Source organism: Agrococcus casei LMG 22410, from assembly GCF_900163565.1.
GTDB classification, from domain to species: domain Bacteria; phylum Actinomycetota; class Actinomycetes; order Actinomycetales; family Microbacteriaceae; genus Agrococcus; species Agrococcus casei.
In genome coordinates, this window is the sequence record NZ_FUHU01000046.1 from 47,224 (window position 1) to 72,197 (window position 24,974).

Here is a 24,974-nt window from a genome sequence, read left to right on the forward strand (position 1 = left end):
ACTGTAGTACCGTGCCCCCATGGCGATCACGCGCATCCTCGCGCCGAACCCGGGGCCCATGACCCTCGACGGCACCAACACCTGGCTACTGTCCGACGGCATCGTGATCGACCCCGGCCCCGAGATCGACAGCCACCTCGACGCGATTTGTGAGCACGAGGTGCAGCTGGTGCTCGTGAGTCACTGGCACCCAGACCACACGGATGCGGTCGATGCAGTCCATAAGCGCACCGGCGCACCCGTTCGGGCGCTCGACCCAGCCTGGTGTAGGGCAGCCGAACCCCTGACCGACGGAGAGGTCATCGGCGACCTGCGCGTGATCGCGGTGCCGGGTCACACTGCCGACTCGATCGCGTTCGTCACCGACGACGCCGTGCTGACCGGCGACACCGTGCTCGGCTCGGGAACGACGGTGATCATGCATCCCGACGGCAGCATCGCCGACTACTTCGCGTCGCTCGATCGCCTCGAAGCGCTCGGCGACCTGCGCGTGCTGCCCGGTCACGGCGACGAGCTGCCGTCGATCGCGGCGATTGCTCGCGAGTACCGAAACCACCGCCTTGAGCGCCTCGATGAGGTGCGCGACGCGCTTGCGACTGCGGGCATTCGCGCTGACGATGCGGCAGCGCTCGCGACCGTCGCCGATTCGGTCTACGCGTCAGTGCCCGACAGTCTCAGGCAGGCCGTCGAGGCGATCGTGCACGCTCAGCTTGCATTCGTGCAGCGATAGGGATGCGGGTATACAGTCGTTCTTCCGCCTGACTGTGATGCTTCACAGGGCGGATACTCCTTGGGGGGACCAGTGGCAGCAATCGGCATGGGGGCACTCGAGTGGATGTTCGAGAAGCTTTTCGGCGGCAGTCGTCGCGAGGCTGAGCAGAAGCACATTCAGCAGATTCCGGTGTACGACCGGTTCTGGCGTGCGCGAGCTCGTGAGGGGCGCATCCGTTATCTCGCTCTGGGCGACTCGTTGGCGCAGGGGCTCGGTCTTGACGACCCTGAGCAGGGGTACGTCGCGGGGCTCGAGCGGCTCATGCAGAAGGCGCTCGGCGAGCCCATTGCGACGCACAATGTCTCAAGTTCTGGTGCGCGCACGAACGAGGTGATCGAACGGCAGCTGCAGCACATTGCCGACGTCGACCCGCACGTCGTCACGATGTCGATCGGCGGCAACGACGTGACGCAGGAGGAGTGGCGGCCAGCCGAGTTCGCTTCTCGGATGCGCGTCATCTTGCAGGCGCTGCCGGCTGGCTCGATCGTGGCGGATGTTCCGACGCTGGGGTTCGGCACGTACGAGGGGCGCGCGCGTGAGGCGAACCGCATCGTGCATCGGCTTGTGCGCGAATTCGGCATGACGCTCGCGCCGGTGTATCGCAAGACGCGCAGGCATGTGCCGTTCGGCATCGTGCAGCGGATGAGCCCAGACTGGTTTCACCCCAACGCACGCGGCCACAGGTCGTGGGTCGCGGCGTTCGGGCCCCACGTGGTTGCTCGGGTTCGCGAGGTCGCGCGAGACAAGGTCGAGGTATCCCCAGCCCATTGACGTGGCGCAGAGTCAAGGGGAGTTCTCCTCTTGTGACATGCGGTTGCAGAAGTTTCGATGGCACTACCAGCCCCCGAAATGAAGGAGTGACTGCAATGCTCGCAAGAACCAGAAGGTTCGCGGCACTGATCGTGGGGGTTGCTGCTGCAGTCTCTCTCGTCGGAGTCGCGGATGCCGCACCCAGCGCCGAGGCGGCCGCCGGCCAGGTCTCGTCACCGATCCAGAAGGGCTCGATCGGCCTGCACCTTGCGGGCCAGCACTTCGGCGCAGACCGAGGCGGCAACCCGCACAACGGCTCCGACTACACCGGCATCACCAAGGGTGTGCCGGGCACGAACATCCACTCGATCATGGACGGCACCGTCATCGCGACCGGTCGCGGCAATGGCCAGTCCAACTCGGTCACCGTTCCCTACACGAGCGGCCTCGGCGTCGTGATCGACCACGGCAACGTGAACGGCCAGCGGCTCTACAGCTACTACGGGCACCTCCAGAGCTACAAGGTGTCGAAGGGCGACAAGGTGCAGGCCGGCCAGCACATCGCTGAGATGGGCGGGTCGGGCCCCAACGGAGCAAGCGATTTCGCGGTGCATCTGCACCTGAGCATCTTTGTGAACACGACGCGCCCGGTGGCGCTCTCGACGTTCCACAACCCGCACACGTGGCTTGCGAACAAGGGCATCACGCCCGGCAAGACGACGCCCATCACGCCCGGTGACACCACGCCTCCTCCGACGGGGTCGTGGCCGGATGCGGCACTTCCGATCACGGGGACGCACACGGGAGCGTCGCACGCCGCGTGGGTGCAGCTCATGGGTGACATCGGCTACAAGAACTCGTCGCTGACCGTCAACATTCAGAACTGGCTGAAGGCCAAGGGCTACTACAAGGGAGTGGTCGACGGGCAGTTCGGGCCGATGACCGTGAAGGCGTTGCAGTCGCTGTTGAAGGATCGCGGCTTCTACACCGGAGTCATCGATGGCGATCGCGGTTCGCTGACGGTGAAGGCTGAGATCAGGTTCTTGAACGACCAGCGCAAGTTCTACTAGTTTGTTGCGAACAACGCACCGGCTTGACGGTCAAGCCGGTGCGTTGTTCGCAGCTTCCGGGGTTGCGCCATGATGGAGGCATGAGTTCACCCGATCCCCTGTCGCTCGAGAGGCAGGTGTGCTTCGCGCTCACCGTCGCCTCGCGCAGCGTCGTCGCCGCGTACAAGCCGGTGCTCGAGCCCATGGGCATCACCCACCCGCAGTACCTCGTGATGCTCGCACTCTGGGCAGAGGAGCCGCTGACGGTGAGCGAGCTCGCCGAGCGCCTGCATCAGGATGCCCCGACGCTCTCACCTCTGCTGAAGCGGCTCGAGACGCGTGGTCTCGTGAAGCGGATGCGCAGCACGACTGACGAGCGCCGGCTGCAGATCTCGTTGACCGACGAGGGCGCTGCGCTTCGATCGCAGGCGGCCGAGGTGCCGTTCGAGATGGCGAAGCGGCTCGGCATGGAGCCGGGGCGGCTTGTCGAGCTGCACGAGGCCATGATCGAGCTCATCGAAGCCAGCCAGAGGTCACTCGAAACCGAGGCCTGATTTTAGTTAACGCACGAACTATTCATGGTATGATCTATGCATGGGCAAGCCGAAGCGTGAGAAGAAGCTGCACCTCTGGCATCCGAGCCCGTGGGACGGTGTTCCCGGGGTTCGCGCAACGGTGCTGCGTCTGGCCTTCAACCTCATCGGGCCCGCTGCACTCGGCGCCCGCCACTGGGAGGACGGCCCCGAAGAGCAGGCGCCTCCGGCACCCGAGCATCCGCCGTGCCCTGCCTGCGGCCAGCCGCTCGACGAGCACGACATCGTTCGCGGCGGGCCCGGCAAGTCCACGCACATGATCTGCCCGACCCCGAAGGCTGAAGCAGCCTGAAAGTTGCGAAAAACGCACCAGTTCGACAGTCAAACTGGTGCGTTTTTCGCAACTTTCGCGTGTGAGGCGGAGGCTCAGCCGCTCTTGCGTCGGTGAACGCGCTTCTGAGCGGCCGGCGCGGTGTGTGCGCTCTGCACGCCGCCCTTGTCAGCCATGCCCTCGCCGTGGTGGCCGAGGTTCTTCTTCGCCAGTGCCTCGCGGAACCGGCGACGCTGCACTTCTTCTGCAGTCTCGCTGCCTTCGGGGATGTCGCCCGGGGTCTCAGCCTCAGCCGGCTCGGCTTCATTGGTAGTCATGCCCCTACCTTGCCCCTATCCGGTGCGGTTGTCGAGCATTGACATGCGCTCCCGACACCCGTCTGTTGCGAAAAACGCACCGGTTTGACCGTCAAACCCGTGCGTTTTTCGCAACTCAAGAGCGCAGACGACCCACTGCTCGGGCGACGATTCGTACCGACTCGCCTTCCATGTACGAGACCGGCAGCTCTTCGATCGACGTAGTCTCGACAGTTTTGGGGTCTGCTCCCGCCTCGACGGCCCGCTCCACAGCTTCGGCCGACGCTGTCGCCCGCATCGCCTCGCGTGACGCTCCGCCTGCGACGATCTTCTCGACCTCGCCCGCGATGTCGCCGAGTGCAACGCCCACAGCATTCGCAGCGCCGAGGTTCGGCGGTTTCACGATGCTGCTGACCCCGCTCAGCTCGTCGCCGACGATGATGCCGCCGCCGCCGACGAGAATCACCGGAACAGGCGCGGCGCTCAGCTTCATCTGGTCAACGGCGTCCTCAAGCAGCGCTCGAATCGCACGGCCGCTCGCAGCGACGAGATCGGCAGATAGCGACACGTCTGAGGCAGAGTCGATTGTCGCGAGCCCAGAGGCGAGTGCCACGTCGGTCGCGGTCAGAGTATCGCCGCCGAACGAGAGCGCCTCCTGAAGCAGCCGGTAGCCAACGCTATCTGGACCGAGGCGGATGCCGTCATCCGACTCCCGCACCACGGTTCCGCCACCCAGCGCGATCGACAGGATGTCGGGCATCCGGAAGTTCGTTCGCACGCCCCCGAGCTTGAATGACTCGGACGACTGCCGCGGGAACCCGTCGACGAGCATGCCGATGTCGGTCGTGGTGCCGCCGACGTCGACGACGATGCCGTCGCGCAGTCCCGACAGGTGTGCTGCTCCGCGAATCGAGTTGGTAGGCCCGCCGCCGATCGTCAGCACTGGGTAGCGCAGGGCGTAGTCGACCTCCATGAGCGTGCCATCGTTCTGCCCGAAGAACATGTGCGCAGAGATTCCGCGCTCCGAGAGCGCCTGACGCAGCCCGTCGGCCATCGAGCGCAGCGTCTGCATGAGCGAGGCGTTTAGGATGGTCGCGTTCTCACGCTCGAGCAGCCCGATCGAGCCGATCTCGGCTGAGAGCGACACCGGAACACCGAGCTCCTCCGTCACGATCTCTCCCGCACGCTGCTCCTGCGATGCGTCGACCGGCGAGAACACGCCTACGACAGCGACTGCGTCGACCTGCCCGCGCATCCGCCTGCATGCTTCGCGGATCTCTTGCTCATCGATGTCGGCGATCGTGCGTCCGTCGACTTCGAACCCGCCCGCGACGACGGCGCCACGCCCGCCGATCGCACGCTTCAGGTCGTCTGGCCAGCCCTCGAGCGGGGGCACCGCGGTTGTGGCCGGCGCTGCGAGTCGTATGACGCCGACGCGGCCGAGACCACGACGCTCAAGGATCGCGTTGGTCGCGTGCGTAGTGCCGATCATGGCGAATCGGATGCGCGACGCGTCGATCTGCGCGGCCTCCAGCACCTGGTCGATCGAGGCGAGAACCCCGTCGCTCGTCTGCTGGGTCGTCGGCGACTTCACGGCGGCGATGACTTCGAGCGTCGCGTTGTCGAGGATGACGGCGTCGGTGTTGGTGCCGCCGACGTCGATGCCCAGTCTGTACTCGGTCATGATGCGCTCCTGTCGGTGCTTGCAGATCGGCTCTGTGCGGACAGTTGCTCGACTGGCTGCCAGTCAACGTCGAATCCGAAGTAGCGGGGGCCAGCGGTCTCGATGCCGATGTCGGTGCGCCAGCGTTCGTCAGCCGGAATGCCGACGACCGAGATGCGGTTGCCGTATCGCAGCGTCTCGGTGGTGATCGGATGCGCGGTCGCGGCATCGAGAATACAGATGAGGTCGGGCGTCACGGCAGAGAGCTGACCGTCACGCAGCGCGAGCAGCATCTCGTTCTGGAAGCGCAGTTCGTACTGCGAGCCCTTCCAGGCGCCGATGCCGTCGAGCATCGCCTTGCCGCGAGTGAACCCGGCGTCGAAGCCGCGCTCGAGATCGACGACTTTGCCGTCGAAGAGATGGAACGCGCCGAGCTCATCCGTGAGCACCTCGAGCAGCGCGGCGTCTGTGCGCTCGGCCCCGCGCCCTGACAGCAGCTGCCCGATGCGCTTGGCTAGTGTGAGCGTGCCGGGGATCGCTGCTTCACGCACGATGTCGCCGCCGAACATGTAATCGATCATGGTCGCCGAACCGCCCATCTCGGTGGTGATGGCGCGGGCGAGGCGCTCAGACCACGGACCTGTCACTGGCGTCATCATGACCTCGTTGCCGTGGTGGTCGACCATCACCGTGGCGCCCGGCTTGTAGCCGGCGAGGTGGAAGCTGACCATCTGCGACTCTGGGAACGCGCGTCCCATCGCATCCGCATCCACCAGAGGGAGGCCGGTGAGGGCTGCGGCGGCGATCGGCACCATCGAGTTTCCGCCTCCGACTTCGATGGGCATGACAGCAGTTGGCTTGCGGCCCGTGGCTCGCTCGGCAAGCTCGATCACGCGCACGAGCTCTGACTCGGCCATGATGCGCTCGACGCTCACTGAGGGGGCCCCGATCATGCCCACAGGAAGCACGAAGTCTTCGGCTGTGAGCTCTTCGACCGGCATGAGTGTGACGGCGCCGTACATGCCGATGAGACGCTTCGCGATGAGGGCGCCGACATGGGGGTCGCCGCCTCCTCCGGTGCCGAGCACTGTCGCGCCGATTGCGATGTCGTCGATGTCGTCGACGGTGATCATGGTGCGCGGCATTCAGATCTCGATTCCGTCGATCGAGACGGCGCGCTGAGCACGCCTTCTCACGAACACCTCGAATGCGAGCGCTGCGACGAATGCCACGAGCAGTCCGTCAAGAGCCGGAATCAGCGTCAGCGAGAAGAGTCCGAATCCGAGGCCGTCTGAGGTCTGGGTCGTCATCAGTGCGGTGGCGATTCCGAGCAGCCAGGCGATGACCGGCAGCACGGTGATGCGCGGCACGTCGCTGTGGTGCTCAAACCTCGTGTGCTTGCGGTTCGCGAAGAAGTTCGCGATGTAGACGCCGCCGAATGGCGCGATCACGATGCCGATGGCCGAGATGAAGTTGATGAACCAGTCGGCGGCTCCGAGCACCGCGACGATGATGCCAATTACACCGCCGATGATCGTCAGCGTGCGACGGCTGAAGCGCTTGCTGATCGACGAGAAGCTGATCGCAGCCGAGTATGCGTTGGTGGTGTTCGTGGTCCACTGCGCGAGGATCAGCACGATGACCGCGAAGCCGCCGAGTCCGAGCACGAAGAACATGGTCATGAGCTCGGTCTCGTTCAGCAGCTTGCTGAGGATGACGGCCACGATGATGATGATCGAGTTGCCGAACAGGAACCCGAAGAAGCCTGCGGCCATCGCCTGCTTCGGCGTCTTGGCCCAGCGCGCCATGTCGGGTGCCGAGACGACGCCCAAGACGAAGATGCCCATGACCAGCGACACAGCCCCTCCGAAGCTGTAGACGGCAGCGGTGTCTGCCGTCAGCGCCTCGGATCCGCGCGTTGCGAATGCGACGACAATGCCCACGATGAGCAGGATGAGCAGCAGTGGCACCGCGAGGGTGCTGAGTCGTGAGATCGAGCGGTATCCCCACAGCGCGGTGAGCAGCATCAGGATGCCGCCGAGCACGGTGAAGACGGCGACGGGCCAGTCGATGCCAGTGAGCTCGAGCATCGCGACCTGTGCGTTCGAGCCGAAGAAGCCTGCCTGCACAGCGAACCAGCCGATGAGGCTGATCGACATCGCCAGGGCGAGCACTGCGCCGCCGATCTTGCCGAACACCGCGCGCGAGACCATCGCGGTCGTGAGACCGGTCGCTGCTCCGACGTATGCGCACGCCATAGCCAGCAGGCCGAGCAGCACCGACCCCACGAGCGTTGCGCCGATCGCGGGCCAGAAGTCCATGCCGGCGGCGAGCTCAACGCCGAGGAAGGCGCCAGACAGGTCGATGCCGATGGCAATCCAGACAGCGGCAATGCTGATCCAGTGCTTGCGCTCGGATTTCGGCACTGTTCCGTGCTCGTAGTCCTTGGTCTCCATAGTTCAGTTCTCTCTTTCGGTCATCAATGACACGAGGTGCTGCCACGCTGCTTCGAATCGCTGCGCGTAGACCTCTGTTGAGTAGTGCGCTCGCTGCAGAAACAGGCCGTCCATGAGCATGAGCACGAGCGCGATGAAACCCGCTTCGTCTTGAGGTCCGCGGATGGCTTGGGTCTCAAGCCCTTCGCGGTAGGCGCTCCGAAACGCGTCGGCGAGGCTCGATTCGTAGTCGAGAAAAATCTGTCGCAGGCTCGGCAGCTCGGTGCTCTGCTCGTCTACGGCGGCGCGCAGACTGAACTCGGCGGCATCGGGGCGTTCGTCGTAGAACGCGTCGACGCCGATCAGCAGGTGGCGGATGCGCTCGAGGGGTTCGAGGGTGCGGCTGTCCTGTGCGAGGTGGGCGAAATAGGAGACGTGCTCGGCAGTGATCTCGGCGTACACCGACTCGAACAGTGCTTGCTTGCCGTCGAAGTGGGCGTAGATCGAAGGTGTCTTGATGCCTACGGCTTCTGCGATCTCGCGCAGGCTGGCTTCTGCGTAGCCCTTCTTGGCAAACACGTGACGGGCCGCATCTATGAGGCGCTGTCTCGACATTGTCCTACCTAACGTTAGTTAGGCAATGAGCCTACATGTCTCACGGCTGAAACGGAAGACGTGACACGTGTTGCGAAAAACGCACCGGTTTGACCGTCAAACCCGTGCGTTGTTCGCAACTCACGGCGTGCGCGGTCCTTCGGCTTTCGCCCGCCGCTGCGCCCGCATCGACACGAACAGCATCGGCAGGAACGACCCGATCGACACCAAATACACGACAGCAGCCACCATCCGGACGACGCCCGAAACGGGCAGCGTGCACAGCAGCAGTGCCGCGTTCGCGACAGTGACGCGCAGCACTCCGCCAACGTCGAGCACGGATGCCCCAGCCTTCACCGGATGCGGCCCGCCACCGAGCACGACCGGCACCAGGTGGCTGAGTGCACCGACGAGCACCTGTGCCACGAAGCCTGCCGCGAGAAATGGCACAACGCTGTCGACAGCCACGCGTACCGCGGTGAAGTCACCGCCTTCCGCCCACGCCAAGACAACCCGAACGATGAGCATGGCGAGGCACCCGATCCACCAGAGCACGGCGGCGCCCACAGACAGTGCGGCGAAACTCCTCGGCGGCTTCTGGAGTGCGGCCTTGCCCAGCGATACTCCGATGACCGCCAGCCCGACCAGATAGCCGACGAGTCCGAGCACCAGCACAAGCATCCACGAGCCGGCGGCGCCGATCGCTGCTACTGCGACGGCGGCGGCAAGAACGGGCAACGCTCGAGCAGCACCAGAGGCAGCGTGCTCGGCAGCGCGGGTTCGCAGGATGGTCGGCCACAGGGTCACGAGGGTGCCGGCGACTGTGAGGCCGATCCAGCCGAGCATATTGATCAGTACGTGAGCGAGCGCAAGCGAGACGGATGCGTCGTGTGCGAGCCACGCGCCCACGGCGGCTCCGAGAGGCAGAAAGGCAGCGGCCGCGATGTAATAGCGAATCGTGCGTCCGAACCGACCCGGCAGAGCGCCCCGCGCACGCAGCACCAGGCTCACTCCGTGCCACACGACCGCGATGATGAGCAACGTTGCCCCAGTGATCGTTGCGGCAAGCATCTGCCAGACCACCCCGATCATGACCGCAGCGGCACCGAGATTGGCCAGCGCCAGACGCCACGTCTGCCAGCGCTGGTGAGCGACAGTCTGCGCAGCGCGCAACAGAGCGAACGAGAAGTGCTGACTCCACACCAGAATCGCGTGGGTCGCGGCTCCGAGCAGCAGCAGGTGGATCATGAGCCAGCGCGGCGCCGGCACGTCACTCTGTACGAGGCTTACGACGACCACGAGCACGAACCAGATCACCGTGGGCAGATCACGCAGCGGCTGAAACCCTCGGGATGGTGCCCTGTCGGTGTCACGGCTGATCTCCACGGTGTTCATTCTACGAATAGGCGTGCCTGGGGTAGGGCGCTGCGGCTTTGTGGATGCGTAGGATTACACAGCGAGGAGGGCCGATGGACACGACGATTCAAGAGCTGGCCGCGGCTCGTGGGCTTGAACTACCTGGGGCAGAGCTGACGCATCCGTTCGGGCCTGAGTGGGACGTCTACAAAGTTCGCGGCAAGGTGTTCATGCTGCAGACGGCTCTTGGTGATGCCCCGATGGTGACGTTGAAGGCTTCGCCGCGAGACAGCGAGGCGTTGCGTGCCGGGTACCCTCAGATCACTCCGGGCTATCACATGAACAAACGGCACTGGGTCACTCTGCAACCGGGGTCGGGCCTCGACCGGCAGATGGTCAAAGACCTCGTGACCGAGTCATATCTGCTCGTGATCGAGAAGAATGTGCCGAAGGCTGCATGGCCCGTTGACCCTGAGACGTTCGGTCATGCCGCTGCTGGGTGATCGGCGGGGTCAGGTCTGAGTTCGCGTGCGCTTTGTCGCCTGCAGCAGTCGCGTGCGCGCTGAGGCTCGTGTCTGCTCAGGAGCGCTGGCGCCGATCGTACGCACGAGCGTCGTCAGCCAGACGAATATGATGCCGACCACGATCACTTCTAGCCCAGCGAGGTTGTAGACACCGAACGGACGCCAGAGCAGCACGGCGGTGACCAGAGCGATGCCTGCGCCGACCGTCGTGAGTGTCATCATCGGCGTCGGCCCGGGCATCACGATGGTCACGGCGAGCGCCGCGGCGGCGAACAGGCAGAGCGTGCCGATTGCGGCGATGTTGTGCGCAACGGATGCGGTGGCCACGGGAAACACACCGACTCCGGCGAGTGCGGCTCCGGTCGCCGTGAACAGCACGACCACGATGCCGATCGCTTTCAGACGGCTGTCGCCCATCCATCTGTGCAGATCACGCCCGATGTAGAGCCCGACCGCAGCCACCAGAAGACCTGCGACGATCACGGTGAGGTTGAACGCCCATGCGTTGCCGAGGGATGAGAAGTGCAGCTGCCACCACAGGGGATCAGCAGCGGTGATCATGGCGAACAGGGTTCCGATAGTGAGGTACCCGAACAGCAGCTGCGTCAGGTTGCGGGTGCGCAGCTCGATGCCTGCCTGAAAGGCGAGCCATGAACCGGCTGCGCTCGCGATGGCTGTGAGCAACGCCGCGGCGATCGGCGCCGGCACGAATCCCTGAAGGCCCAGCGCCAGGATCTCTCCAGCCGTCAGCACAGCCATGAACGCCACTGCACCGAACACGACTGTCAGCATTGCCGTCGAGATATGCGACACGGCCCGTTGCCAACCGGGCATGGCACGAGTCTCGTGGCGACGGTGCAGCAGGGTGCTGAGCAAGAATGCCGCAGCAGTGATGAGGGATGCGGTGCCAGCGGCCGGTTGCGTGACATCGAGTTCGCCAGCGTGCGCGGCGATCGGCCTGGCTTCGCCACCGAAGCTGATCAGCCCGAAGAGCAGCCCGAGCGCAGCAGCACCCCACGCTGCAAGAGTGGTCTGCTCTTCGAATCGGCGTGCGACTTCGCTCGTTGGCAGCGCTGTGGGTGAAGACATGACCCCATCGAACCATGCACCCCTGACGCGGGCGTCCGTGATGTGGTCTCTCGCCCGGGTAGCAACGACGGCACTGACCCGAGCCCGCTAAGTGGTCAAGCGCCAGTCATGTAGGTGACTGCGACTTCGCCTTCGCCTCCCATGTCGCTGACAGTGACGTTCCATTTCTGGTCGGCGATCATCACTACAAAGGTGGCGGATCGCATGCCCATGCCTTCGGCGATATCTCGGGACTCAGGAGTGATGCCGACGTCCGCGAGCCCGTCGTCTATCGAGGCCACCACGGTGTCAAAGTCATCAGTTGACGTCACGTTCATGGCTTTGAGAGTTTCGCCGTCGCTCTCGATCGATGTGGAGTTCACCACCACGTGGTTGTCGGGAAGGGGCATGTCGGTCGCGAACCACTCGGGAATGGTGGTGCCCTCGCCGCCTTCGACGGTCACCGAGCCTCCGCTGTCATCGGTGATCGTGACAGAGCCGTCATCTTCGACGTCGACATTGGGGATCACATTGCTCACGAGATCGGTGGCGCTGCATCCTGCCGCAAGTCCGAGTGCCGCTGCCAGCGCAGTAGCCGCCAATGCACGTTTCGCTGCCTTGTTCATCGGGATGCTCCTTTGTGAGATTCGCGTATGCGCAGTCAACCCCGACCCGCTCACGTACCGCTCACACACCGAGAAGGCGCGGCACCGCAGCAAAGCTGCTCCTCGTCCGCAGCAGCTACACCTCGATCAGCGACCGGTCGGCGTTGTTGAGGCACTCGGCACCGTCGGCGGTCACTGCCACGATGTCTTCGATCCGCACGCCGAGTTCGCCGGGAATGTAGATGCCCGGCTCGATGCTGAAGGCCATCCCCTCCTCGAGCACGGTCGTGTCGCCCGCGACCAGATACGGCGCCTCGTGCACGTCGAGGCCGATGCCGTGACCGGTGCGGTGCGTGAAGTACTCGCCGAAGCCAGCGCGTTCGATGACACCGCGCACGACCGCGTCGATCGACTCGGCCGTGACACCGGGCCGAACAGCTGCGAAACCGGCACGGTTGGCTTCAAGCACAACCGCGTGGACCTCGCGCAGTCGAGCCGAGGCAGGGCCGAGGCTCCAGGTGCGTGTCATGTCTGAGCAGTAGCCCTCCCGTGGCCCGCCAAAGTCAGTGAGTACACCCATGCCCTCTTCGAGCACGCGCGCACCCGGGCTGTGATGCGGCATAGCCGCGTTTGACCCGGCTGCAACGATGCTGAACGATCCGCTGAGGTCGTGCCCGGTCGCCTGCAGGTACTCCCGAAGGTCGTCCTGAACCGCAAGCTCAGTGCGACCGCGAAACTCTGTTGTCGCGAGGAATCGACGGTAGGTCTCATCGACAGCGGATGCGGCGCCCCGCAGCAGGGCGAGCTCGGTCGACGACTTGCGAACCCGAAGCGGCACAAGCACCTCGTCAGCGGGCACCCATGCAATGTCGCTGTGACGGTTGAACTCCAAGGTGAAGCGCATCGGCACATCCGCGCCAATTGCCACCCTCTGGCGGGAGCCCAGGCCGAGCCCCTCGATCAGCATCGCCGCCGGGTCGTCCCCGTCGCTCCAGGCGATCACATCGATGCCGATATCGATCACGGGCTGCATGGCATCGAGTTCGAAGACTGGCGCGACCGCGCGCACGCGGCCATCAGCCGTGATGCCGAGGGCGATCAGACGTTCCCGCAAGCTTGGGCGCGCACCGGTCAGATATGCAAAGTCTGTCGACGGCGTCACGATCATGGCGTCCGCGCCCGACCGGGTCAGCGCATCCGCGACGCGTTCGATGCGCTCCAAGAACACAGACTCACTCACTGGCGGCCTCCTTTGAAACCGGCACTCGATTCAGTGCCTCATCTATATGCGATGCCCATTCGTCAGGCGCCTCAGCAGCGGGTGCCTCGGGCAGCACACCTTTGCCGTCGGGGTGCGGAATCGCACTCAGCAGCGCCCGCGTGTACGGGTGCACAGGGTCGTTCCAGATCAGCGAGGTCGACCCAGACTCGACAACCTTGCCGCGATACATGACCATGAGCCGGTCGGCCATCAGACGCACGACCGAAAGGTCATGGCTGATGAACAGCATGCCCGCCCCCGCGTCGAGGCAGAGCTGGCGCATCATTGCGGCGACGGATGCCTGACTCGAGGCATCGAGGGCAGAGATCGGCTCGTCTGCAACGATCAGATCGGGCTTGGCAGCCAATGCCCTCGCGATCGCGATGCGCTGTCGCTGACCGCCCGAGAACTGGTGCGGATACCGCCCGACCATGTCGGCATCGAGGCCGACAGCCTCAAGCCACTCTTGGGGTGAGTTCGACTTCAGGCCGCGCGCTTTCGCGGCGCGGATGCCGTCGGCGATCTGGTCTCCGACGCGCTTTCTCGGGTTCAGTGATGAGTTGGGGTCCTGAAACACCATCTGCATCGCTGTGAAGTCTGGCCGTCTCGTGCGAAGGTCCAGCTTCGGCACATCGCTGCCGCGGAACAGCACGGTTCCCTCGGCAGGCTTGTCCATGCCGACGATGGCTCGCGCAGTCGATGATTTGCCGCATCCGGATTCACCGACAAGCGCCAACACCTCACCGGGTGTGATCTCGAGCGAGACGCCGTCGACCGCTGTGACCGGCCCGTATCGCACGTGCAGGTCGTCGACTCGCAGCAGCTCGTTCATAGCACTTCACTCTCCTGGGCATCGGGCATGGCTTCGAGCAGCTCGCGCGTGTAGGGATGTTCAGGGTCGCGGAAGAGCTTCTCGCGTGTGCCGGTCTCGACAATGCGACCGTGACGCATCACGGCCATGTCGTCGGCAACCGCGCTCATGACCCCAAGGTCATGGGTGACGAGCAGCACAGCGAGGTCGCGCTCTGCGACCAGGTCGCGCAGCAGGTGCAGGATGCCGGCCTGCACGGTCACGTCGAGCGCGGTCGTCGGCTCGTCAGCAAGCAGCACCTCGGGGTCACATGCGAGTGCCATCGCAATCGCGATGCGCTGCCGCTGACCGCCCGAGAATTGGTGCGGATAGCGTGACAGCGCCTCTTCGGGATTCGGCACACGCACGCGAGCCAGCAACTCGACTGCACGCTCCTTGGCCTCGCGACGCTTGAGCTTCAGGTGGTGCCGCACGTGATCGGTCAACTGGCTGCCCACGGTGATCTGTGGATGCAGGCTCGCCGAAGGATCCTGGAACACCATGGCCACGCGCATCCCGCGAATGCTGCGCAGCTGACGGGTTGGCATGCCGAGCAGTTCGGTATCGCCGAGGCGGATTGATCCGGTGACCTTTGCAGAGTCGGGCAATAGACCGAGTACTGCCATCGCGGTCACGGTCTTGCCAGAGCCCGATTCGCCCGCGAGCCCCTGGATTCGGCCTGCGGTCAGGTCGAGCGAGACGCTGTCGACGACCGTTCGACCGCTGCCCTTGGGGCCGAACTCGATGCTGAGGTCAGTGATGGAAAGGACTGCACTCATTGGTTTGGCTCCTGCCTGCCCTGTGCGAAGTCGGGTTCTGCACCCGGGTCGGCGGCCGCATCCGTCGTCACTGCCGGGGCTGCGGCTCCAGCGCCTTGACGCTCGGCCGATGACAGCGGGTCGAGCACGTCGCGGAGTGAGTCGCCAATGAAGTTGCATGCCATGACCACGGTGAGAATCGCAAGACCGGGGAAGACTCCGAGCCACCAAGCGTCGATGTTCTGCATCGCCCCAGAGATCATTGCGCCCCACTCGGCAGTCGGAGGCTGGGCTCCGAGGCCCAGGAACGACAGGCCGGTGAGCAGCAGAATTGCTGTGCCGATTTCGAGGGATGCGAGCACCAGCACGGGGCCGAGTATGTTCGGCAGAATGTCGGTGCGCAGTGACCGCCACGACGAGTACCCGAGCATGCGTGATGCCACGACGAAGTTCTGCGAGCGAAGGCTCACGACCAGCGATCGCGTGACACGTGCATACACGGGCCACGTGACGATGATGCCGGCAAGCACCGCGTTGAACAGCGACGGACCGAGGGATGCGGCGATCACCATGGCGAGAATCACCGTCGGGAACGCCATGAAGAGATCGGTGAGGCGACCAAGCACCTCGTCGACCCAGCCTCCGACATACCCGCCGATCGCTCCGATCAGGGTGCCGAGCACCATGGCGCAGAGCACCAGCATTCCCGCAAACGGGATCGTCACTCGGGCTCCGTGAATGAGGCGAGAGAGCACATCGCGGCCCAATGCATCCGTGCCGAACCACGCCAGCTCACTTGGCGGCATGAGACGCGGAAGCTCCTGTGCGAGCGGGCCATAGGGAGCGATCCAGGGTGCGAACACAGCCAGGATCAGCCAGATTCCGGCGATGACGACGCCGATGATCGCCAGGGGGCTTCGCCATGCGGCCGGCAGCCTGCGCCGAGCCTTGCGCTGAAGCTTTGCATCTGCGGAGCGGCCGATATTCGTGTTCGAGCTCATCGCAGCCTCACTCTCGGGTCGAGAACGCTGTACATGAGGTCGACGACCAGGTTGATGCCGACATAGATCACACCGACCACGAGGCCAACACCCATGACTGCGGGCAGGTCGAGGTTGATTGCGGCGTTATACGCGTAGGTGCCGAGCCCTGGCCAGGCGAAGATCGCCTCAACCAGCACGGTTCCTGACAACAGAGAGCCGAACGCGATGCCCAGCATGGTCAGGATCGGCAGCGATGCGCCGCGCAGCAGGTAGCCGCCGATGATGCGTCGGCCGGGCAGCCCCTTGGCGCGGGCCGCCCTGATGTAGTCGGAAGAGAGGACTTCGAGCACGGATGTGCGAATGAACCGAGTCAGGAGTCCCACGGTGAACAGCGACAGCACGAGCACCGGCAGCGCCAGGTGCGCAGCGGCGTCGATGAAGCCGACATGGTCGCCATCAATTGCGAAGTCGACAAGGTAGAGGCCAGTGACCTGGGGCGGCGGGTTCAACGTGGGGGAGAGGCGGCCAGAGCCGGGCGCCCACCCGAGTTCCATGAAGAAGAAGCGGTAGGTGATGATCGCCAGCCAGAACGTCGGCACGCTGAGGCCGATGAGCGAGAGTACGCGGATCACCTGATCAGGCAGCCGGCCTGCCCGGTAGGCGGCGATGGTGCCGAGCACCAGGGCAACGGCGAGCGAGAGGATGACGGATGCGACGGCCACTTCGATCGTCGCAGGCAGCGCGACCGCGAGTTCTTCGAGAACAGGGCGGCTGGTGCGAATCGACGTGCCGAGGTCGCCCTGCACGAGTGACACCAGGTAGATCCAGTAGCGCTCGGGCAACGGCCGATCCATGCCGTAGCGCTCTCGGTACGCGGCGACGGTTGCTTCGTTCTCTCGAGCCCCTTCACCGAGAGCAGCAGCGATCGGGTCGCCTGGAACTATCGCGGTGAGGATGAACGTGACGATCGTCACGCCGATGAGCAGCAGCACCGAGGTGATCAGTCGCTGCAGAATGTAGCGCGGCAGCGCGGAGCCGCGTGTGCGACTCCGCGCTGCCTTGGTTGCTGTGGTCATCGAACTACTGTGCCGGCGTGAGCTCGGCGAGGTCGATGGTCCAGTTCGAGTTGTAGTTCACGCCGTCGACTCCCGACGAAGCAAAGCTGCGAGCCGGCACGATGAGCGGAATGAAGGGTCCTTCTTCCTGCAGTGCGGTTGCGAACTCGGCAAAGGCCTGCTCGCGCTCGTCGACGTCGGTCGCGTTGCGCGCCTGGGTCACCAGGTCGGCGATTTCAGGTGCTGCTTCTGCCGGCCAGCCAGCACGGGTTCCGACCGTCTCGGACGGGCCAAACGGGAGGAACGATGACGAGTCTGCGAAGTCCGGGCCCCAGTACCACATGGCGAACTCTGCGGTGCCGTTCACGTAGGGGTCGATCTCGGTCGCGAACGGCGCAGGTGCGAGTTCGATGTTGATGTCGGCCTCGGCCAGCTGCGACTGCACGCGCTCAGCGAGCGTGGTGAAGTCAACGCCGCCGATGGGCTGGTCATTCGGGAAGCGAAGGGTCAAGGTGCTGCCGTCGTAGCCGGACTCCTCGAGAGCGGCTGCTGCACGGTCAAGATCCTGTTCGATGCCGCCGTCGAGTGCGCCAGGGAACATTGGCGGAATCACTCCGGTCGCCTGGGATGCACCCTCGCCAGAGAGTTCGAGCAGTGCGTCGTAGTCGAGTGCGTAGCGGATAGCCTCAGCCAGCTTCGGGTTGGCCAGGTCACCGCTGACTTCGTCGCTCTGGTTCACGAACAAGAAGATCTGCTGTGCGCCGGGGCCCGCGTTGATGTCGAAGTCTCCCTCGAGCTGCGCAACCTGGTCCCCTGAGAGGTCGAGTGCGAGGTGCGAGTCGCCACCGCGCAAGTTGGTCAGCTGCGTGGCTGCTTCGGTTACGTTGCGCACGACGATGCGGTCGTACTGAGCGGGCTGGTCACCGTTGTACTCGGGGTTCGGCACGAGCACGACCTGGGTCGTCAAGTTGAACGAATCGAGCTGGTACGGGCCCGAGCCAACCGATGTGCCGTTGAGGAACTCCTCGGCGGCATCGGTGTCATCCGTCGTCCCGCCGTTTTCAATCACGACCTCGGAGTTCAGGATGCCCAGGGCAGGGTTCGTCACGATGGCCGGCAGCTGCAGGTACGGTTCGTCGGTGCTGATCATGACCGTCTGGGTGTCGATCTTCTCGATATCGATGTCGACCACGAGGTGGTTGGCCTTCGAGGCTTCCATGCCCATCAGCCGCTCGAACGAGAACATGACGTCGTCTGCGTCGACGACCGAGCCATCCGAGAACGTGCGCCCCTCGTCAAGCGTGAACGTGAACTCGGTCGCCTCGTCGTTGACCTCCATCGTCGCCAGACCGGGCACGGGTTCGGATTCGTCGCCGCCTTCGAAGGTCAGCAGCGTCTCATAGATGGGGCGCAAGATCGTGTTGCCGGTCGGCACGTAGTTGCGGCCCGGGTCACCGGTTTCGAGGGAGAACGCGGTGTCGACCACCAGGGTGCCCCCAGAGGTCGAATCGCCATCGTTGTTGCTGTTATTGCTGGAGTTGCCGCCGGAGCACGACGTCAGGGCGAGCGCACCGACGATGCCGAGCGCAACGGCGCGACGGCTGAATCGTGTAGCCATTCTGGATCCTTTTCTTGGGGTGTGGGACAGCAGCGGGAGGCGCTGTCAGATACGGGAGTCAGCCGACCTGGGCTGATGCGTGGTGCAGGCTTTCGACGATGCTGCCCTTGGATTCCGAAGTGAATCCTTCGGCAAGGAATTCGTTGATGCCGTCGGTGCTCGACTGGCGCCACGGGTTCGATACCCAGCCGTCATAGTCAGCGGCAGAGTTCCAAAGAGCGGTGACGAGCAGGCGGTCGTCGTTTTCAGGGTCGGGATAGATCTCGGTCGACAGGCAGCCGGCTTCGCGCACGGCACGTTCCAGAGCGCCGGTCTCCTTGTACCAGTCGATGACGTCATCACGCCGTCCCGGTTTGAGATCAAGATGCAGGAAAGTTCGAATCATGGCGCGCTCCGTCGTTGGAATTTCTGTATGGCCAAAGCTATACACTCGAATAGCGATAGTCGATAGTTTCGCCCCAGTGTAATGAAAGTGTTACCAGAGCGAAATCTCGCTGAGTGCCATCGGTGCCTGGGATACCGGGCTGGGTGGCTATTCTTGGCGATAAGCAATGACGAAGGAAGAACTGATGAGTTCTGAGGATGACCTCGACCTGGACGGCACTGGCGCCGACTGGGTCCTGAGCAACATTGGCGGGCGCATCCGCGACTTCCGTCGTCATCGTCGGCTTACACTCGCCCAGCTTGCTGAACAGAGTGGTTACAGCGAGGGCTACATCTCTGCCGTTGAAACGTCGGCGACGGTGCCCAGCATCAGCGCTCTGAGCACGCTGTCTGCAGTGTTGCGCGTTGATGTCTCAGAGCTCTTTCCGCGTGAAGTCGAGGCCGAAGTGACGGTGCACCGTGCAAGTGGCCCGAACCACCTCCGCCTTTCGGAGTCTGCGACCGAGTCGTACTCGCTGCTCTCGTCGAGGCTCAACAATCCTTCGTACACCGCATTGCGGCACGAGTTCACGAGCATCGACAGCAGTGCGACCTACCGGTATCTGGGGGAGCGATTCTGCCTGGTGCTCGATGGTGAAGTCACACTGTCATTTGAGGGAACGAGCTTCACCATGGGTCCGGGCGATTCCCTGCACTACGCGTCACAGCCCCAGCACAGTCTGTCGATGCATCCGGATGCCGAGCGGGTCGAACTGCTCTGGCTCGTGACCCCGGCGCTGGTTCGATGAACGCCCCCGAGTCGGATGCGCTGGTGCCGCGGATCGGCCGCGCAATTCGTGATCGACGCAAGGCATCGGGTCTGACCCTGACGCAGCTTGCGCAGCAGGCCGAGATTTCAGTCTCACACCTGTCGAACATCGAGACGGGTCAGTCGATTGCGTCGCTTCCGCTGCTGTCAAAGGTTGCCTCTGCCCTCGGCATCAGCATGGCTGAGCTCACGCGCGACGAGAACCGACTCGTTGCGCACTCAGGTCGCCTGCCGACGCCTGGCGAACATTGGCGCATCCTGTCGCACGACGATCTGGAGACGCGGATTGCTGCCGGCGACTTTGCGGCAGGAGCTGAGCTGGCGTTTCCGTTCCCCCTTGAGGGTCGTGACTGCTTTCTCACAGTGCTGTCTGGTGCCGTGAAGGTGACCGTTGACGGCGGTGAGTATTCGCTCGGACAGGGTGATGCCATTGATGCGCGCAGTGCGGCGATTCTAACGATCGTGGTCGCGGATGACGCTCGGATCGTGTGCTCAACCTCACCGAGCTCGCGGGATACCGGCATCAGCGGCTGAGTGCGGCTGTCACACCGGCAGGTTTCGCGACTTCCAAGCAGCTCGGGCGAGGCTACTCGGTCCAGCTGAGCCCTGCGTCGTCGAGGGCGTCAGACAGGATGCGCAGGGCCTTCGGGCCGACACCGTGCAGGTTCCCGAGGCGCTTCTTGCCATAGTTGGCGGCCTCGGCAAGTGTCGTGATGCCTTCGTGCAGGAGGGCGCTGGTCGCGGGTCGGCCGATGCGTGGAAGGCCGCCAATCTGCTCAGGTGCGTCGCGTGTGCTCATGCTGACGCCATAGCGTCGCGGTTTATCTCAGCTGCCATTCGATGAGCTCGACCAATCTCTTTTCGAGTCGTTGCCTCCATGACATGGATATCGCCTTGCGCTGTAACGACAGTGAGATACACAGAAGCCGTGAATATGCCAGAAGGGCCATTGGCAATCTGCGCATAGGCGCCAGGCCCAAGCGGCCACTTTCCGGGGCTCCAAGAGTACATGACCGAACGGATCAGCACGCCGTTCTTGTACTTGTACTCGTGAATTCGCGGGACTCCGGCCATGCTTTGATCTTGGCCGAGAGTCTGTCTGAATGCCAGCGATTAGAGCGCAATAACTAAAAAGGACCCCGAACTCACATGGTGCGGGTCGGGGCACTTTCAGCTATGGGTTTCGTCTCGCTTCGCTTGGCTCAGACGCAGAACGGCTCAACGATGCATTCGCAACGTTGAGCCGATCGCTGTGGGTTTCGGCTCGCTCGCCTTCGGCGGGCTCGCTCAACCTTGACATGCGACGCATGAACGCCGCGCAGCGGCATTGATGCGACTCATATCAAAAGTCCCAGTCGTCGTCTTCTGTAGCCTCAGCCTTGCCGATGACATACGACGAGCCCGAGCCCGAGAAGAAGTCGTGGTTCTCGTCGGCGTTCGGCGACAGGGCCGAGAGGATGGCCGGGTTGACTTCGGCCGCCGTGTTCGGGAACAGCGGCTCGTAGCCGAGGTTCATGAGCGCCTTGTTCGCGTTGTACTGCAAGAACTTCTTGACGTCCTCGGTCAGCCCGACCTCGTCGTAGAGCGCCGCGGTGTACTTGACCTCGTTCTCGTACAGGTCGTACAGCACCGCATAGGTCTCGTCCTTCAGAGCATCCTTCTGCTCCTGCGGAAGACCCTCGATGCCGCGCTGGTACTTGTAGCCGATGTAGTACCCGTGCACAGCCTCGTCGCGAATGATCAGGCGGATCATGTCTGCGGTGTTGGTGAGCTTCGCGCGGCTCGACCAGTACATCGGCAGGTAGAAGCCCGAGTAGAACAGGAACGACTCGAGCAGCGTCGAGGCGATCTTGCGCTTGTGCGGGTCGGTGCCGTCGTAGAAGTCGAGGATGACGCGCGCCTTCTTCTGCAGGTACTCGTTCTCACGCGACCAGCGGAAGGCGTCGTCGATCTCAGGCGTAGATGCGAGGGTTGAGAAGATCGACGAGTACGACTTCGCGTGCACCGACTCCATGAACGCGATGTTCGTGTAGACGGCCTCTTCGTGCGGGGTCAGCGCATCCGGAATCAGTGAGACCGCACCGACGGTGCCCTGAATCGTGTCGAGCAGCGTCAGGCCCGTGAAGACGCGCATGGTGAGCGTCTTCTCGGCCTCCGTCAGCGTTCCCCACGACTGCACGTCGTTCGAGATCGGCACCTTCTCGGGCACCCAGAAGTTGTTGACCAGGCGGTGCCAGACCTCGAGGTCTTTGTCGTCTTCGATGCGGTTCCAGTTGATTGCCTCAACCAGAAGGCTCTTCTTCGTGTCTGTGTCAGTCATGTCCAAGCTTTCGTCTCGTTCGGCGCATCACAGCATGCAGCTGACGCAGCCATCCACTTCAGTGCCCTCGAGCGCGAGCTGGCGCAGACGGATGTAGTAGATCGTCTTGATGCCCTTGCGCCATGCGTAGATCTGCGCGCGGTTGATGTCACGCGTGGTCGCCGTGTCTTTGAAGAACAGCGTCAGCGAGAGGCCCTGGTCGACGTGCTGCGTTGCCGCTGCATAGGTGTCGATGATCTTCTCGTAGCCGATCTCGTACGCATCCTGGAAGTACTCCAGGTTGTCGTTCGTCATGTGCGGCGCCGGGTAGTAGACGCGACCGAGCTTGCCTTCCTTGCGGATCTCGATCTTCGACGCGATCGGGTGGATCGATGAGGTCGCGTGGTTGATGTACGAGATCGAGCCCGTCGGCGGAACAGCCTGCAGGTTCTGGTTGTAGATGCCGTGCTCCTGCACGCTCGCCTTGAGCTGCGCCCAGTCGGCCTGCGTCGGAATGTGGATCTGCGCATCCGCAAAGATCTTCGCGACCTTCTCGGTTGCCGGCACCCACTCCTGGTCGGTGTACTTGTCGAAGAACTCGCCGCTCGCGTACTTCGAGTTCTCGAAGTTCTGGAACGTCTCGCCCTTCTCCATTGCGATCTTGTTGGATGCGCGAATGGCGTGGAAGAGCACCGTGTAGAAGTAGATGTTCGTGAAGTCGATGCCCTCTTCAGAGCCGTAGAAGATGCGCTCGCGACCGAGGTAGCCGTGCAGGTTCATCTGGCCGAGGCCGATTGCGTGGCTCATGTCGTTGCCGCGTGCGATCGACGGCACCGAGGTGATGTTCGACTGGTCGCTCACTGCGGTGAGTGTGCGAATCGCCGTCTCGATGGTGGCACCGAAGTCAGACGAATCCATCGCCTTCGCGATGTTCATCGAACCGAGGTTGCACGAGATGTCCTTGCCGATCTCTTCGTAGCCCAGGTCGGCGTCGTACTCGCTCGGCGTGTTCACCTGCAGGATCTCGCTGCAGAGGTTCGACATGTTGATGCGGCCCTCGATGGGGTTCTCGCGGTTCACAGTGTCTTCGAACACGACGTAGGGGTAGCCCGACTCGAACTGGATCTCGGCGATCGTCTGGAAGAACTCGCGAGCTTTCATCTTCTTCTTCGAGATGCGCGAGTCGTCGACCATCTCGTAGTACTTCTCGGTGACCGAGATGTCGCTGAAGGGCTTGCCGTAGACGCGCTCAACGTCGTAGGGGGAGAACAGGTACATGTCCTCGCCCTTCTTGGCGAGCTCGAACGTGATGTCGGGGATCACGACGCCGAGTGAGAGCGTCTTGATGCGGATCTTCTCGTCGGCGTTCTCACGCTTGGTGTCGAGGAACCGCATGATGTCAGGGTGGTGGGCGTTGAGGTACACAGCACCGGCGCCCTGACGAGCACCGAGCTGGTTCGCGTACGAGAAGCTGTCTTCGAACAGCTTCATCACGGGGATCACGCCAGACGACTGGTTCTGGATCTGCTTGATCGGTGCGCCGTACTCACGGATGTTCGTGAGGTTGAACGCGACGCCGCCGCCGCGCTTCGACAGCTGCAGGGCCGAGTTGATCGAGCGGCCGATCGACTCCATGTTGTCTTCGATGCGCAGCAGGAAGCACGAGACGAGCTCGCCGCGCTGCTTCTTGCCGGCGTTGAGGAACGTCGGCGTTGCGGGCTGGAAGCGTCCCTGCACGATCTCGTCGACGATGCTGGTCGCGAGGCCGCGGTCGCCGTCGGCCAGGGCCAGGGCGACGTTGACGACGCGGTCTTCGTAGCGCTCGAGGTAGCGCTTGCCGTCGAACGTCTTGAGCGTGTACGAGGTGTAGTACTTGAACGCACCGAGGAACGTCGGGAAGCGGAACTTGTACCCGTAGGCGCGCTTCATGAGCGACTTGATGAACTCGAAGTCGTACTTGTTGAGCACCTCCTCCTCGTAGTACTCGTTCTCGACGAGGTAGTCGAGCTTCTCCTTCAGCGAGTGGAAGAAGACCGTGTTCTGGTTGACGTGCTGCAGGAAGTACGCGTTCGCAGCCTCGCGGTCCTTGTCGAACTGAATCTCGCCGTTCGGGCCGTAGAGGTTCAGCATCGCGTTGAGTGCGTGGTAGTCGAGCCCCGACTGGGTCGCGCTCGCCTGCGCGTGCTCGGTGGTTACTGTTGCCACAGTCTGTCCAATCCTTCGTTCACATTCATTACGTCTTCTGGAGTCCCGAATACTTCGAAACGGTAGAGATGGGGCACCTTGCACTTGGCTGACACGATTTCTCCTGCCAGACAGTAGGCGGCCCCGAAGTTGGTGTTGCCTGCCGTCACGACTCCGCGGATCAGTGACCGGTTGTGCTCGTCATTGAGAAACTTGATCACCTGTTTGGGAACCGCGCCCCGCCCGTTGCCGCCCCCGTAGGTGGGGAGGATGAGCACGTACGGCTCGTCGACATGCAGCGGGGGTTCGGTCGAGTAGAGGGGGATGCGCTGGGCGGGCCGTCCGAGCTTCTCGATGAATCGGTGCGTGTTGCCCGACACCGAAGAGAAGTAGACGATCGTCGAGACGTCTGAGATCGAGCTGCCCTGCATCGTGTCGTCCTGGACACTCAGCATGCTGCCTCCCTCCTGCGACTGTCGCTACGCGGCTGCGATTGCCGAGATCTTGTCGGGGCGGAATCCCGACCAGTGGTCGTCGCCGGTGATGACGACGGGTGCCTGCATGTAGCCAAGGTCTTTGACAGTCTCGAGGGCCTTCTCGTCAGCGGTGACGTCGAAGATCTCGTACTGGATGCCCTGGGCGTCGAGGGCACGGTAGGTTGCCGTGCACTGAACGCAGGCGGGCTTTGAGTAGACGGTTACGGTCATGGCTGCTGCTCCTGAGTGGTTGGGGCCGTTGAAGTAGGAGTTCCCACTATATGTAGTGTTCAAACTTCTCAGGCGACACAAGATGGTGTGT

The 24,974-nt window shown here is 63.5% G+C and carries 28 protein-coding genes; 8 read left to right on the forward strand and 20 right to left on the reverse strand.

Features of this window, described 5'->3' with window-relative positions; all coding sequences use genetic code 11:
- Positions 1–19: 19 nt before the first annotated feature.
- The 5 genes from CZ674_RS13115 (at position 20) to CZ674_RS13135 (ending at position 3,456) form a co-directional block, all read left to right on the forward strand.
- A complete protein-coding gene (locus tag CZ674_RS13115; protein WP_086992968.1) occupies positions 20–730 on the forward strand; it encodes an MBL fold metallo-hydrolase in 711 nt (236 codons plus the stop codon).
- A gap of 72 nt (positions 731–802) precedes the next feature.
- Entirely contained in the window at positions 803–1,543 is a 741-nt protein-coding gene (locus tag CZ674_RS13120; protein ID WP_143244751.1) for an SGNH/GDSL hydrolase family protein, read from the forward strand.
- A gap of 95 nt (positions 1,544–1,638) precedes the next feature.
- Positions 1,639–2,592: a peptidoglycan DD-metalloendopeptidase family protein gene (locus CZ674_RS13125; RefSeq protein ID WP_086992970.1), complete on the forward strand. Its 954-nt coding sequence runs from the start codon at positions 1,639–1,641 to the stop codon at positions 2,590–2,592.
- 80 nt (positions 2,593–2,672) lie between these two features.
- Complete coding sequence (locus CZ674_RS13130; protein WP_086992971.1) at positions 2,673–3,125, forward strand: MarR family winged helix-turn-helix transcriptional regulator; 453 nt, start codon at positions 2,673–2,675, stop codon at positions 3,123–3,125.
- A 40-nt stretch (positions 3,126–3,165) separates the two neighbouring features.
- Positions 3,166–3,456, forward strand: coding sequence for a hypothetical protein (locus CZ674_RS13135; RefSeq protein WP_086992972.1), 291 nt, complete (start codon positions 3,166–3,168; stop codon positions 3,454–3,456).
- Between the two features lie 74 nt (positions 3,457–3,530).
- On the opposite strand, the gene CZ674_RS13140 is transcribed toward CZ674_RS13135, so the two are convergent.
- From CZ674_RS13140 to CZ674_RS13165, 6 genes are all read right to left on the reverse strand, one after another.
- Positions 3,531–3,752, reverse strand: a complete 222-nt coding sequence (locus CZ674_RS13140; protein ID WP_086992973.1) for a DUF5302 domain-containing protein — start codon at positions 3,750–3,752, stop codon at positions 3,531–3,533.
- A gap of 115 nt (positions 3,753–3,867) precedes the next feature.
- Positions 3,868–5,415: a hydantoinase/oxoprolinase N-terminal domain-containing protein gene (locus CZ674_RS13145; RefSeq protein WP_086992974.1), complete on the reverse strand. Its 1,548-nt coding sequence runs from the start codon at positions 5,413–5,415 to the stop codon at positions 3,868–3,870.
- Positions 5,412–6,539, reverse strand: a complete 1,128-nt coding sequence (locus CZ674_RS13150) for a DUF917 domain-containing protein (RefSeq protein WP_086992975.1) — start codon at positions 6,537–6,539, stop codon at positions 5,412–5,414. The genes CZ674_RS13145 and CZ674_RS13150 overlap by 4 nt, the downstream gene beginning before the upstream one ends.
- Positions 6,540–7,850: a cytosine permease gene (locus tag CZ674_RS13155; protein WP_086992976.1), complete on the reverse strand. Its 1,311-nt coding sequence runs from the start codon at positions 7,848–7,850 to the stop codon at positions 6,540–6,542. It abuts the gene before it with no gap.
- A 3-nt stretch (positions 7,851–7,853) separates the two neighbouring features.
- Complete coding sequence (locus CZ674_RS13160; RefSeq protein ID WP_086992977.1) at positions 7,854–8,444, reverse strand: TetR/AcrR family transcriptional regulator; 591 nt, start codon at positions 8,442–8,444, stop codon at positions 7,854–7,856.
- Positions 8,445–8,564: 120 nt separating this feature from the next.
- Complete coding sequence (locus CZ674_RS13165) at positions 8,565–9,809, reverse strand: hypothetical protein (protein WP_143244752.1); 1,245 nt, start codon at positions 9,807–9,809, stop codon at positions 8,565–8,567.
- Between the two features lie 83 nt (positions 9,810–9,892).
- Between CZ674_RS13165 and CZ674_RS13170 the strand changes: the two genes are divergently transcribed.
- The gene (locus CZ674_RS13170) at positions 9,893–10,282 is read left to right on the forward strand and encodes an MmcQ/YjbR family DNA-binding protein (RefSeq protein WP_086992979.1); all 390 of its coding nucleotides are present in this window, start codon (positions 9,893–9,895) and stop codon (positions 10,280–10,282) included.
- A 9-nt stretch (positions 10,283–10,291) separates the two neighbouring features.
- Here the strand turns inward: CZ674_RS13170 and CZ674_RS13175 are convergent, their stop codons facing one another.
- The 9 genes from CZ674_RS13175 to CZ674_RS13215 form a co-directional block, all read right to left on the reverse strand.
- Positions 10,292–11,392, reverse strand: a complete 1,101-nt coding sequence (locus tag CZ674_RS13175) for a DUF998 domain-containing protein (protein WP_086992980.1) — start codon at positions 11,390–11,392, stop codon at positions 10,292–10,294.
- A gap of 95 nt (positions 11,393–11,487) precedes the next feature.
- The gene (locus tag CZ674_RS13180) at positions 11,488–11,997 is read right to left on the reverse strand and encodes a hypothetical protein (RefSeq protein ID WP_086992981.1); all 510 of its coding nucleotides are present in this window, start codon (positions 11,995–11,997) and stop codon (positions 11,488–11,490) included.
- A 115-nt stretch (positions 11,998–12,112) separates the two neighbouring features.
- Complete coding sequence (locus CZ674_RS13185; protein WP_086992982.1) at positions 12,113–13,216, reverse strand: M24 family metallopeptidase; 1,104 nt, start codon at positions 13,214–13,216, stop codon at positions 12,113–12,115.
- Positions 13,209–14,069: an ABC transporter ATP-binding protein gene (locus CZ674_RS13190; protein WP_086992983.1), complete on the reverse strand. Its 861-nt coding sequence runs from the start codon at positions 14,067–14,069 to the stop codon at positions 13,209–13,211. The genes CZ674_RS13185 and CZ674_RS13190 overlap by 8 nt, the downstream gene beginning before the upstream one ends.
- Positions 14,066–14,866 carry an ABC transporter ATP-binding protein gene (locus CZ674_RS13195; protein ID WP_086992984.1) on the reverse strand — a complete coding sequence of 267 codons (801 nt, stop codon included), beginning with the start codon at positions 14,864–14,866 and terminating at the stop codon, positions 14,066–14,068. The genes CZ674_RS13190 and CZ674_RS13195 overlap by 4 nt, the downstream gene beginning before the upstream one ends.
- Positions 14,863–15,846: an ABC transporter permease gene (locus CZ674_RS13200; protein WP_086992985.1), complete on the reverse strand. Its 984-nt coding sequence runs from the start codon at positions 15,844–15,846 to the stop codon at positions 14,863–14,865. Before CZ674_RS13200 ends, CZ674_RS13195 begins: the two co-directional genes overlap by 4 nt.
- Positions 15,843–16,904: an ABC transporter permease gene (locus CZ674_RS13205; RefSeq protein ID WP_086992986.1), complete on the reverse strand. Its 1,062-nt coding sequence runs from the start codon at positions 16,902–16,904 to the stop codon at positions 15,843–15,845. Before CZ674_RS13205 ends, CZ674_RS13200 begins: the two co-directional genes overlap by 4 nt.
- Positions 16,905–16,908: 4 nt before the next feature.
- Complete coding sequence (locus CZ674_RS13210; RefSeq protein ID WP_086992987.1) at positions 16,909–18,501, reverse strand: ABC transporter substrate-binding protein; 1,593 nt, start codon at positions 18,499–18,501, stop codon at positions 16,909–16,911.
- A 58-nt stretch (positions 18,502–18,559) separates the two neighbouring features.
- Entirely contained in the window at positions 18,560–18,886 is a 327-nt protein-coding gene (locus CZ674_RS13215) for a putative quinol monooxygenase (protein ID WP_086992988.1), read from the reverse strand.
- 184 nt (positions 18,887–19,070) lie between these two features.
- Between CZ674_RS13215 and CZ674_RS13220 the strand changes: the two genes are divergently transcribed.
- A complete protein-coding gene (locus CZ674_RS13220; protein ID WP_159457001.1) occupies positions 19,071–19,673 on the forward strand; it encodes a helix-turn-helix domain-containing protein in 603 nt (200 codons plus the stop codon).
- Positions 19,670–20,227, forward strand: a complete 558-nt coding sequence (locus CZ674_RS13225; protein WP_086992990.1) for a helix-turn-helix domain-containing protein — start codon at positions 19,670–19,672, stop codon at positions 20,225–20,227. Before CZ674_RS13220 ends, CZ674_RS13225 begins: the two co-directional genes overlap by 4 nt.
- Before the next feature lie 52 nt (positions 20,228–20,279).
- Here the strand turns inward: CZ674_RS13225 and CZ674_RS13230 are convergent, their stop codons facing one another.
- The 5 genes from CZ674_RS13230 to nrdH form a co-directional block, all read right to left on the reverse strand.
- Complete coding sequence (locus CZ674_RS13230; RefSeq protein WP_086992991.1) at positions 20,280–20,492, reverse strand: helix-hairpin-helix domain-containing protein; 213 nt, start codon at positions 20,490–20,492, stop codon at positions 20,280–20,282.
- 543 nt (positions 20,493–21,035) lie between these two features.
- Entirely contained in the window at positions 21,036–22,013 is a 978-nt protein-coding gene (gene nrdF / locus CZ674_RS13235; RefSeq protein WP_086992992.1) for a class 1b ribonucleoside-diphosphate reductase subunit beta, read from the reverse strand.
- 27 nt (positions 22,014–22,040) lie between these two features.
- Positions 22,041–24,197 carry a class 1b ribonucleoside-diphosphate reductase subunit alpha gene (gene nrdE, locus CZ674_RS13240; RefSeq protein WP_086992993.1) on the reverse strand — a complete coding sequence of 719 codons (2,157 nt, stop codon included), beginning with the start codon at positions 24,195–24,197 and terminating at the stop codon, positions 22,041–22,043.
- Positions 24,185–24,631, reverse strand: coding sequence for a class Ib ribonucleoside-diphosphate reductase assembly flavoprotein NrdI (gene nrdI, locus CZ674_RS13245; RefSeq protein WP_234988596.1), 447 nt, complete (start codon positions 24,629–24,631; stop codon positions 24,185–24,187). Before nrdI ends, nrdE begins: the two co-directional genes overlap by 13 nt.
- 24 nt (positions 24,632–24,655) lie before the next feature.
- Positions 24,656–24,883, reverse strand: coding sequence for a glutaredoxin-like protein NrdH (nrdH, locus tag CZ674_RS13250; protein WP_086992994.1), 228 nt, complete (start codon positions 24,881–24,883; stop codon positions 24,656–24,658).
- Between the last annotated feature and the right edge of the window lie 91 nt (positions 24,884–24,974).

What these genes read in the sequence shown, in the direction of transcription:
- CZ674_RS13115 (WP_086992968.1), top strand. Translation starts at nt 20, where the DNA reads ATGGCGATCACGCGCATCCTCGCGCCGAACCCGGGGCCCATGACCCTC.
- CZ674_RS13125 (WP_086992970.1), top strand. Translation starts at nt 1,639, where the DNA reads ATGCTCGCAAGAACCAGAAGGTTCGCGGCACTGATCGTGGGGGTTGCT.
- CZ674_RS13130 (WP_086992971.1), top strand. Translation starts at nt 2,673, where the DNA reads ATGAGTTCACCCGATCCCCTGTCGCTCGAGAGGCAGGTGTGCTTCGCG.
- CZ674_RS13135 (WP_086992972.1), top strand. Translation starts at nt 3,166, where the DNA reads ATGGGCAAGCCGAAGCGTGAGAAGAAGCTGCACCTCTGGCATCCGAGC.
- CZ674_RS13140 (WP_086992973.1), bottom strand. Translation starts at nt 3,752, where the DNA reads ATGACTACCAATGAAGCCGAGCCGGCTGAGGCTGAGACCCCGGGCGAC.
- CZ674_RS13145 (WP_086992974.1), bottom strand. Translation starts at nt 5,415, where the DNA reads ATGACCGAGTACAGACTGGGCATCGACGTCGGCGGCACCAACACCGAC.
- CZ674_RS13150 (WP_086992975.1), bottom strand. Translation starts at nt 6,539, where the DNA reads ATGCCGCGCACCATGATCACCGTCGACGACATCGACGACATCGCAATC.
- CZ674_RS13155 (WP_086992976.1), bottom strand. Translation starts at nt 7,850, where the DNA reads ATGGAGACCAAGGACTACGAGCACGGAACAGTGCCGAAATCCGAGCGC.
- CZ674_RS13160 (WP_086992977.1), bottom strand. Translation starts at nt 8,444, where the DNA reads ATGTCGAGACAGCGCCTCATAGATGCGGCCCGTCACGTGTTTGCCAAG.
- CZ674_RS13170 (WP_086992979.1), top strand. Translation starts at nt 9,893, where the DNA reads ATGGACACGACGATTCAAGAGCTGGCCGCGGCTCGTGGGCTTGAACTA.
- CZ674_RS13175 (WP_086992980.1), bottom strand. Translation starts at nt 11,392, where the DNA reads ATGTCTTCACCCACAGCGCTGCCAACGAGCGAAGTCGCACGCCGATTC.
- CZ674_RS13180 (WP_086992981.1), bottom strand. Translation starts at nt 11,997, where the DNA reads ATGAACAAGGCAGCGAAACGTGCATTGGCGGCTACTGCGCTGGCAGCG.
- CZ674_RS13190 (WP_086992983.1), bottom strand. Translation starts at nt 14,069, where the DNA reads ATGAACGAGCTGCTGCGAGTCGACGACCTGCACGTGCGATACGGGCCG.
- CZ674_RS13195 (WP_086992984.1), bottom strand. Translation starts at nt 14,866, where the DNA reads ATGAGTGCAGTCCTTTCCATCACTGACCTCAGCATCGAGTTCGGCCCC.
- CZ674_RS13200 (WP_086992985.1), bottom strand. Translation starts at nt 15,846, where the DNA reads ATGAGCTCGAACACGAATATCGGCCGCTCCGCAGATGCAAAGCTTCAG.
- CZ674_RS13205 (WP_086992986.1), bottom strand. Translation starts at nt 16,904, where the DNA reads ATGACCACAGCAACCAAGGCAGCGCGGAGTCGCACACGCGGCTCCGCG.
- CZ674_RS13210 (WP_086992987.1), bottom strand. Translation starts at nt 18,501, where the DNA reads ATGGCTACACGATTCAGCCGTCGCGCCGTTGCGCTCGGCATCGTCGGT.
- CZ674_RS13215 (WP_086992988.1), bottom strand. Translation starts at nt 18,886, where the DNA reads ATGATTCGAACTTTCCTGCATCTTGATCTCAAACCGGGACGGCGTGAT.
- CZ674_RS13220 (WP_159457001.1), top strand. Translation starts at nt 19,071, where the DNA reads ATGAGTTCTGAGGATGACCTCGACCTGGACGGCACTGGCGCCGACTGG.
- CZ674_RS13225 (WP_086992990.1), top strand. Translation starts at nt 19,670, where the DNA reads ATGAACGCCCCCGAGTCGGATGCGCTGGTGCCGCGGATCGGCCGCGCA.
- CZ674_RS13230 (WP_086992991.1), bottom strand. Translation starts at nt 20,492, where the DNA reads ATGAGCACACGCGACGCACCTGAGCAGATTGGCGGCCTTCCACGCATC.
- nrdF (WP_086992992.1), bottom strand. Translation starts at nt 22,013, where the DNA reads ATGACTGACACAGACACGAAGAAGAGCCTTCTGGTTGAGGCAATCAAC.
- nrdI (WP_234988596.1), bottom strand. Translation starts at nt 24,631, where the DNA reads ATGCTGAGTGTCCAGGACGACACGATGCAGGGCAGCTCGATCTCAGAC.
- nrdH (WP_086992994.1), bottom strand. Translation starts at nt 24,883, where the DNA reads ATGACCGTAACCGTCTACTCAAAGCCCGCCTGCGTTCAGTGCACGGCA.